General features: G+C 71.1%; 7 protein-coding genes. 4 read left to right on the top strand and 3 right to left on the bottom strand.

Annotated features, from left to right (window positions below; all coding sequences use genetic code 11):
• Positions 1 to 411 (top strand): GerMN domain-containing protein (locus tag BGM09_RS36015; protein WP_188285966.1); only part of this gene is annotated, 411 nt, incomplete at its 5' end.
• A gap of 111 nt (positions 412 to 522) precedes the next feature.
• Here BGM09_RS36015 and glpK read toward each other — a convergent pair.
• The 3 genes from glpK to fahA form a co-directional block, all read right to left on the bottom strand.
• Complete coding sequence (glpK, locus tag BGM09_RS36010; protein ID WP_188285965.1) at positions 523 to 2,040, bottom strand: glycerol kinase GlpK; 1,518 nt, start codon at positions 2,038 to 2,040, stop codon at positions 523 to 525.
• Positions 2,041 to 2,088: 48 nt separating this feature from the next.
• Entirely contained in the window at positions 2,089 to 2,943 is an 855-nt protein-coding gene (locus BGM09_RS36005; RefSeq protein ID WP_188285964.1) for an MIP/aquaporin family protein, read from the bottom strand.
• Positions 2,944 to 3,175: 232 nt separating this feature from the next.
• The gene (gene fahA, locus BGM09_RS36000; protein WP_188285963.1) at positions 3,176 to 4,414 is read right to left on the bottom strand and encodes a fumarylacetoacetase; all 1,239 of its coding nucleotides are present in this window, start codon (positions 4,412 to 4,414) and stop codon (positions 3,176 to 3,178) included.
• A gap of 321 nt (positions 4,415 to 4,735) precedes the next feature.
• Here fahA and BGM09_RS35995 point away from each other — a divergent pair, with 321 nt between their 5' ends.
• The 3 genes from BGM09_RS35995 to BGM09_RS35985 all read left to right on the top strand — a co-directional run.
• Complete coding sequence (locus BGM09_RS35995) at positions 4,736 to 6,145, top strand: SDR family NAD(P)-dependent oxidoreductase (RefSeq protein ID WP_223188081.1); 1,410 nt, start codon at positions 4,736 to 4,738, stop codon at positions 6,143 to 6,145.
• Positions 6,146 to 6,862: 717 nt separating this feature from the next.
• Complete coding sequence (locus BGM09_RS35990) at positions 6,863 to 7,081, top strand: MbtH family protein (protein WP_188285961.1); 219 nt, start codon at positions 6,863 to 6,865, stop codon at positions 7,079 to 7,081.
• A 378-nt stretch (positions 7,082 to 7,459) separates the two neighbouring features.
• On the top strand, positions 7,460 to 8,210 hold a 751-nt coding region (locus BGM09_RS35985; RefSeq protein ID WP_223188080.1), incomplete at its 3' end, for a condensation domain-containing protein.

The following is an 8,210-nucleotide window of genomic DNA, read 5'->3' as shown; positions in this document are numbered from 1 at the left end:
GTCAGCGTCTACTTCCTCTCCGACGGCGCCTTGCGGGCGGTTCCCCGCCGCGCGCCCGACGGCGCCGGTCCGGCCGTCGCGCTGCGGCTGCTGTTCGCGGGCCCCGGCGACGCCGACCCGACGACGCTCACCACGCGACTGCCGTCCCTGCCGCGCCCGCCCGTGGTCCTCTTCGACGGCGCCACCACCGTCGTGCGCCTGCCCGCGGGCGTGGACCGCCTCTCGCCGCTGGCCATGGACCAGGTGGTGTGCACGCTGGCGGCCAATCCGGGCGCCCCGCCGCGCACCGCCCCGCCCGCGGTCCCCGGCGTCCCGGCCACCAGGACCCCGCGGTCGGCGTCGTCCAGCCCCGGCGTCCGCGTCATCGGCGAGGGCTGGGCGCTGTCCCGGCTGGTCGAGAGCTGCTCGTGACGACCGGCGGGTGACCGGACAGCCCGGTGAGGCGCTGACGCGGCGGACACGCGGACGCCCCGCCGGTGGTCGGACCGGCGGGGCGTACGGCGTACGGCTACGGGCGGCCGACTACTCGACGTCGACCCAGTCCAGGGTCCGGTCCACGGCCTTCTTCCAGCCCTTGTAGCCCGTGGCGCGCTGCTCCTCGGTCCACTTGGGCTCCCAGCGGCGCGACTCGTGCCAGTGCTCGCGCAGCTCGTCGGTGTCACGCCAGAACCCGGTGGCGAGCCCGGCCGCGTAGGCCGCGCCCAGCGCGGTGGTCTCGGCGACCACCGGACGGCTGACCGGAACGCCCAGGACGTCGGCCTGGGTCTGCATGCACAGGTCGTTGGCCGTGACACCGCCGTCGACCTTGAGCACGTCCAGGTGCACCCCGGAGTCCTGCTCCATCGCCTCGACCACGTCGCGGCTCTGGTAGCACATGGACTCCAGCGTGGCCCGCGCCAGGTGGCCGTTGGTGTGGAAGCGGGCGAGGCCGACGATGGCGCCGCGCGCGTCGGACCGCCAGTACGGCGCGAACAGCCCGGAGAAGGCGGGCACGAAGTAGATCCCGTCGCTGCTCTCGACGGTCTTCGCCAGCCGCTCGCTCTCCGCGGCCTCGCTGATCAGGTGCATCTGGTCGCGCAGCCACTGCACCGCGGAACCGGTCACCGCGATGGAGCCCTCCAGCGCGTACACCGCCGGCGCGTCACCGAACTTGTACGCCACGGTCGTCAGCAGACCGTGCTCGGAGCGGACCGCCTCCGTACCGGTGTTGAGCAGCAGGAAGTTACCGGTGCCGTAGGTGTTCTTCGCCTCGCCCGGCGCGAAGCAGACCTGGCCGACGGTGGCCGCCTGCTGGTCGCCGAGCACACCCGTGATCGGGATCGGCGCGCTCAGCGGACGCGAGGTGCGGGTGGTGCCGAACGCCTCGGGGTGCGACGACGGGTGGATCGTCGGCAGCATCGCGCGCGGGATGTTGAAGATGCCGAGCAGCTCCTCGTCCCAGTCCAGCGTCTCCAGGTCCATCAGCATCGTGCGGCTGGCGTTGGTGACGTCGGTGGCGTGGATGCCGCCGTTCGGACCGCCGGTGAGGTTCCACAGGATCCAGGAGTCCGTGGTGCCGAACAGCGCGTGCCCCTGCTCGGCGGCCTGGCGGACCCCGTCGACGTTCTCCAGGATCCACTTGATCTTGCCGCCGGAGAAGTACGTCGCGGGCGGCAGGCCCGCGCGGCGCCGGATCAGGTCGCCGTGGCCGTCGCGCTCCAGCGCCTTGGCGATCGAGTCGGTCCTGGTGTCCTGCCAGACGATCGCGTTGCCGTACGGGCGACCGGTGCGCGGGTCCCAGACGACGGTGGTCTCACGCTGGTTGGTGATGCCGATCGCCGCGAGGTCGGAGGCCGAGATGCCGGCCGACCGCACCGCGTTCTGGATCGCGACGTTGGTCCGCTCCCAGATCTCCACCGGGTCGTGCTCCACCCAGCCCGGCTTCGGCAGGTACTGGGTGTGCTCCAACTGGTGCTTGGCCACTTCGTTTCCGTCGTGGTCGAAGATCATGAAGCGGCTGCTGGTGGTTCCCTGATCCACCGCGCCGACGAAGTCCGCCATGGGTGCTTCCTGCCTTTCGTGGGTGTACGGGTCGGGACCGGGGCCGGCTCAGAACTCGTTCGCGGGCTCGGAGGCGGGGGCGCGTCCCGGCGGCTCCGGCTCGGCGTTGGGCAGGAAACGGCCGACGAGGTACTTGTAGATCGCACCGCCGATGACACCGCCGACCAACGGGCCGACGATCGGCACCCAGAAGTACAGATTGCCCCACTGGTCCCGCCAGGCCGTGCTGTAGCCCGTGATGTAGCTGGCAAGCCGCGGGCCGAGGTCACGCGCCGGGTTGATCGCGTAACCGGCGTTGGCGCCGAAGGCCATACCGATCGCGACCACGATCAGACCGATGATGAACGGGCCGAGATTCGCCTTGGGCGCGGTGTTGAGCACGTCGGTGATCGCGAGGATCAGGATCAGCAGGATCGCGGTGCCGATCACCTGGTCGCGGAACGCGCCCCACTCGTGCACACCGGCGGTCAGCGAACCGTTGCCCGGCAGGGTGGAGAAGACGAACTGCGTCTTCATGGTGTGACCGGGGTCGGCGTGACCCAGGATCTCGCTGTAGTTCCAGCGGACGATCAGCGCGGCGACAAAGGCGCCCGCCGTCTGCGCCAGCGCGTACGGCAGGACCTTCTTCCACGCGAAGCCCTTGAACACCGCGAGCGTCAGCGTCACCGCCGGATTGAGATGGGCGCCGCTGAGCCGCGCGGCCACATAGACACCGAGAGTGACGCCGAGCCCCCAGGCCCAGGCGATGCTGTCATGGTCGCCCAGACCGCCCTTCGGATCGGTCAGCGCGCCGCCGGCCACTACCTGGGCCACGACGGCGATACCGATCAGAAGGAGGATCATCGTCCCGACGAACTCCGCCGACAGTTCACCCAGAAGCCCTGAGCGTGCACGTGTCGCCATTTGGATTCCCGCTTCCCGCCGGCCGCCGTATGGACCGGCTGTCGCTCGTCCCGCTGTTGGCCATGCGCTCTTCTGCTCTCCGCATGCTCCTTCACACGGAAGCACGTGTGAACCGGCTGTGCCGGATGGGATTGAGCCGTACGGGGGAGAGTGGCGGGAGAGGTGAGGCGAACACGGGAGTGGCGGCGGCGGAAGCGGCGAGAGGTCTGCTAGGGCAGCGGCTGCCGGTCCGTCAGGGGCGCGCGGGCTCGATCCTGCCCGCGACCTCGCCGAGGCCGATCCGCGTACCGCCGGGGCCGGGCGCGGTGGCGCTGATCACCACCTCGTCGCCGTCCTCCAGGAACGACCGGTGCGTCCCGTCCGGCAGCTCCAGCGGCTCCTCGCCGTTCCAGGCCAGCTCCATCAGCGCGCCCCTGGTCTCCCGCCCGGGTCCGCTGACCGTGCCCGAGGCGAAGAAGTCCCCGGTCCGCAGGCTCGCGCCGTTCACCGTCAGGTGCGCCAGCATCTGCGCGTACGTCCAGTACATGGCGGCGAACGGCGGCCGGGACACCAGATGCCCGTTGAGCCGTACCTCCAGGGCGATGTCGAGGCCGTACGGCGGCTGCGCCGCGCGGTCGTCGAGATACGGCAGCGGCTCGGTGTCGCGGACCGGCGGGTCGGTACGGGCCTGCGCGAGCGCGGCCAGCGGCACCACCCACGGCGACACCGACGTGGCGAAGGACTTGCCGAGGAAGGGGCCGAGCGGGACGTACTCCCACGCCTGGAGGTCGCGCGCCGACCAGTCGTTGACCAGGCACACCCCGAAGACGTGCGCGTCCGCGTCGGCCAGGGCCACCCGGCCGCCGAGCGGCGAGGGCGCGCCCACCACGAAGCCCAGCTCCGCCTCGATGTCCAGCTTCCGCGAGGGGCCGAAGTCCGGCGCCGGATCGGCCGCCGCCTTGCGCTGCCCGCACGGCCTGACCACCGGCGTGCCGGAGACCACGACGGTGCCCGCCCGCCCGTGGTAACCGATCGGCAGATGCTTCCAGTTCGGGGTCAGCGGCTCGGCCCCCGGCCGGAAGATCCGGCCGATGTTCGCGGCGTGGTGCTCCGAGGCGTAGAAGTCCACGTAGTCCGCCACCTCGAACGGCAGGCGCATCGTCAGCTCCGCGCGCGGCAGCAGGCACGGCTCGACGGCGTCGGCGTACGTGTCGTCGGTCAGCCACGCGGTCAGCGCCGCCCTGACCCGCGTCCACAGCGGGCGGCCGGCGGCCAGCAGCGGGTTGAGCGATTCCGCGCCGAGCGCGGCGGCCAGATCGGCGGGCGCCCCGGCCGCCCGCGCCGCGGCCCCCGCGTCCAGCACGTGATCGCCGTACGCCACCCCGATCCGCCGCGCGGCGGGCTCGTCGGCGGTGCTGAACACCCCGTACGGCAGATTGCGCACCCCGAAGGGCGCGTCGTACGGGACGGCGAGCGGACTGCTGGCGCTCAACGGACCTCCAGGTGCGGCTCCGGGTGCGGCTCCGGCGCGGGCGGAAACGACCCGAGGGTACCGCCGGGCCCGCGGCCGGGTTTGGAGCTGCTACCGGTGCAAACGTAAAGTTCGGCCGGGGCAGGGCCCCCTTGGGGGCATCGCATGGGCACATACGGAGAGAGCAGCGGCGGGATGACGGCGACAACGCAGGACCTTCACGGCCACGGGGCCTACGAGGAACCGATCGGTGATGCCGAGGACACGGACGGCGCGGAGGCCGCCCCGGGCGCGGACGGCGCCGAGGTCTTCGCCGACGTGCCCGGCATCGATCCCGCGCGGATGGCCGTCTGCCTCGCCGTACTCGGCGAACTCGACACGCTGCCCGTCGACCACCCCGACGCCATCGCCGTACGCCGGGCCACCGCGGGCATCTACCGGTCGGTGAAGCAGCGCCGCCGCCAGGATCGCCGGGCGGCCAAGACCGCCAACGACAAGGCCGTCACCGAGGCCACCGCGACCGGCGCCGCCGACCGGATCGACGACGAGACCCTCGGCATCCAGCTCACCGCCTCCGTCAGCACGGAGATCGCGGGCATCCTGGAGCGGCCCCGCTCCTGCTACGTCTGCAAGACCCGCTACGTCGAGGTTGACGCCTTCTACCACCAGCTCTGCCCGTCCTGCGCCGCCGAGAACCGGACCCGCCGCGACGCGCGCACCGACCTCACCGGGCGCCGCGCGCTGCTCACCGGCGGACGCGCCAAGATCGGCATGTACATCGCGCTGCGGCTGCTCCGCGACGGCGCGCACACGACGATCACCACCCGCTTCCCCAGTGACGCCGTCCGCCGCTTCAAGGCCATGCCCGACAGCGCCGAGTGGATCCACCGGCTCAAGATCGTCGGCATCGACCTGCGCGACCCCGCCCAGGTCGTCGCCCTCGCCGACTCGGTCGCGGCGGCGGGCCCGCTCGACATCCTGATCAACAACGCCGCCCAGACCGTACGCCGCTCCCCGGACGCCTACCGCGAGCTGGTCGCCGCCGAGTCGGCTCCCCTGCCCGCGGGCGAACTGCCCGCGTCCGAGGTGTTCGGCGCCTTCGGCAGCGGCGCGCAGACCGCGGCCGCCCTGCCGGCCCCGCGCCGCGAGGACGCCCTCACCGCGCAGGACGTCACCGGCCTCGCCCTCGTCAGCGGCTCCGCCTCGCTCGCGCGGATCGAAGCGGGCACCGCCATCGACGCGGGCGGGCTCGTGCCCGACCTCGACCCCACCAACACCTGGGTGCAGACCGTCGGCGAGGTCGACCCCGTCGAACTCCTCGAAGTCCAGCTCTGCAACGTCACCGCGCCGTTCGTCCTCGTCAGCCGGCTCAGGCCGGCCATGGCCGCCGCCGCGGCCCGCCGCAAGTACGTCGTCAACGTCTCCGCCATGGAGGGGCAGTTCAGCCGCGGCTACAAGGGCCCCGGCCACCCCCACACCAATATGGCGAAGGCCGCCCTCAACATGCTCACCCGCACCAGCGCCCAGGAGATGCTCGACACCGACGGCATCCTCATGACCGCCGTCGACACCGGCTGGATCACCGACGAACGACCCCACCCCGACAAGGTCCGGCTCGCCGCCGAGGGCTTCCACGCCCCCCTCGACCTCGTCGACGGCGCCGCCCGCGTCTACGACCCCGTCGTCCGCGGCGAGCGCGGCGAGGATCTCTACGGCTGCTTCCTGAAGGACTACGCACCCTCCGCCTGGTGACACCGCGCGGGCTGTGACGCTCACGTGTCGCCGCGCGGACCAGGAATGCTGAGCAGTCCGACTACGCGCGTCCGCGTCGCCGTACGCGCAAGGTCGTAGATCCCGGGTCCCACGCCCCTCACGCGCCCCGGGTGCAACCGGCGTGCGGGGGGCGCGCGGCACACGGCGCCCGCACGGCGCATTTCCTGGCGCGCACCTGTGACGTGCGAATTCCCCGCGGAGCGGGATCGGTGAATCCGTTGGCCTATGCCAGCCGCCGTTGCCAGATAATCCGTGATGCCGCCCGGTCGATTACCGATGTACGGATTTGGCCATTAACGAGCGCCGCTGCCTCCGTGTCGTCGTTTCGGACGCCAAGGGAGCGAGCTTTACGTGATGCGGTGCCCTGACATTTATCTACGGCCCGGCCGGTCCGTTCCGCGACCGTCGAAGAAGGCGCAGTTCGGGGTGGGGTATCCCGGGTAATCGAAAATATGTCCGTCACCGCTGGGCACCTATATACCCCGGTTCTCCGATCTGAATCAGGTGTGGGGAAAGTTCGTACACCCAACAGGTGAAACCGGCCAATTGTCGGCCTCCCGGCAGTCTTTCCGTCCGAAGAAGTCGGCTGTTGTACTCTGACGAGGATGCGAATAGGGACAGGGCTGTGCCGCCCCGCGCTTTACCGGGGCCCGTACGGCGAGATGAAACGGAAAACTGAGGGAAGGTGGAGCGGCCATGGTTAATCCTTTCGACGACGACTCGGCTCGGTTCGTCGTATTGGTGAACGACGAGGGACAGCACTCCCTGTGGCCCGCACATCTCGACCAACCCGGCGGCTGGCACGCGGACGGTCCGGAGAGATCCCGTCAGGAGTGCCTGGACGCGATCGAGAAGTCCTGGATCGACATGCGGCCCACGAGCTTGGTGCGCGCGATGGAGGCGGACGTCCGGTAGACGGAATCCCGGGTCGGCATCCGTCCTCCCCGGGACGGGTGCCGACCCGGTCTCGCGCGCTTCCCGCCGCCTCGGTGAGCGGGTCCGACCGAAGCTGACCGCATGCGATCATTTTCGGTCCGTGAATGCTCTCTTTCGTCGCGGGTGTTTCACCGGGACCATCACCCGGTCTCCTTCGCGGCGTCATCCGCCGCGCGCGGCAGGGAACGCCCTTCGCCGCGAATCGCCGTGTCGGCGGGGCCCGAGTGCCTGACGCGATGACGCGGGCGCGCTTTCGGTCCGCCTCCATCGGCACGGCGTCGGCGGGCATTTTATCGACGGGCTGATTTCGTCGTTTCTCCGCACCGTTCCAGAATCTCCCCGAAGGGGTCGACCGGCATGCATGAAGACAGCTCCTTCTTAGAAGACAGTTCCTTCCCGGCGGACAGCGTTTCCCGGGATCTCTTCGAACTGACGTCGGCCCAGCAAGGTGTCTGGTACGGGCAGTTGATCGATCCGGACAGTCCGAAGTACAACATCGGGGAATGCCTGGAGATCCACGGCGACCTCGACGAGGCGCTTTTCGCCGCCGCGCTCGGCCGGGCCGTCGCCCACTGCGACAATCTCCACCTGCGGTTCGAGACCGGTGACGACGGCGTCCGGCAGTACGTCACCGACCGCCCGGCCGCCGGGACCGGCCGGGTCCGCCTCCTCGACCTGTCAGGCGCCGAGGACCCGGCGGCCGAGGCCGAGTCGTACATGGCACGGGACATGGCCACCGTCGACCGGCTCGACGCGCCGTCCCACCACTTCGCACTGCTGCGGCTCGGCCCCCGGCTGCGCTACTGGTACGTGCGTTACCACCACATAGCCATCGACGGGCTCAGCGGCGGCACGGTCAACCACCTCGTGGCCGACCTCTACGCGCGTGCGGTCCGCGGCGAGGACATCGCCGCGGTCGACCTCCCGGCCGCCTCACTGCGCGACCTGGTGGCGGACGAGCTGGCGTACCTCGGGTCGGAGCGGCACCGGGCGGACCGGGCGTACTGGATCGACACCTTCGCCGGGCCGACCGCCGGACGCGGCACGGACACGGCAGACGAGACAGGCGCGGCGGACACGGCGGGCGCGGCGTCCGCCCGCGGCGGCG

The sequence above is a fragment of the Streptomyces sp. CBMA29 genome (assembly GCF_014596445.1).
Lineage (GTDB): Bacteria > Actinomycetota > Actinomycetes > Streptomycetales > Streptomycetaceae > Actinacidiphila.
This window is presented reverse-complemented; position numbering and strand designations above follow the sequence as displayed.

Coding starts and splice junctions, on each gene's coding strand:
- BGM09_RS35995 (WP_223188081.1), top strand. CDS start 4,736: ATGGCCGTCTGCCTCGCCGTACTCGGCGAACTCGACACGCTGCCCGTC.
- BGM09_RS36005 (WP_188285964.1), bottom strand. CDS start 2,943: ATGGCGACACGTGCACGCTCAGGGCTTCTGGGTGAACTGTCGGCGGAG.
- BGM09_RS35990 (WP_188285961.1), top strand. CDS start 6,863: ATGGTTAATCCTTTCGACGACGACTCGGCTCGGTTCGTCGTATTGGTG.
- glpK (WP_188285965.1), bottom strand. CDS start 2,040: ATGGCGGACTTCGTCGGCGCGGTGGATCAGGGAACCACCAGCAGCCGC.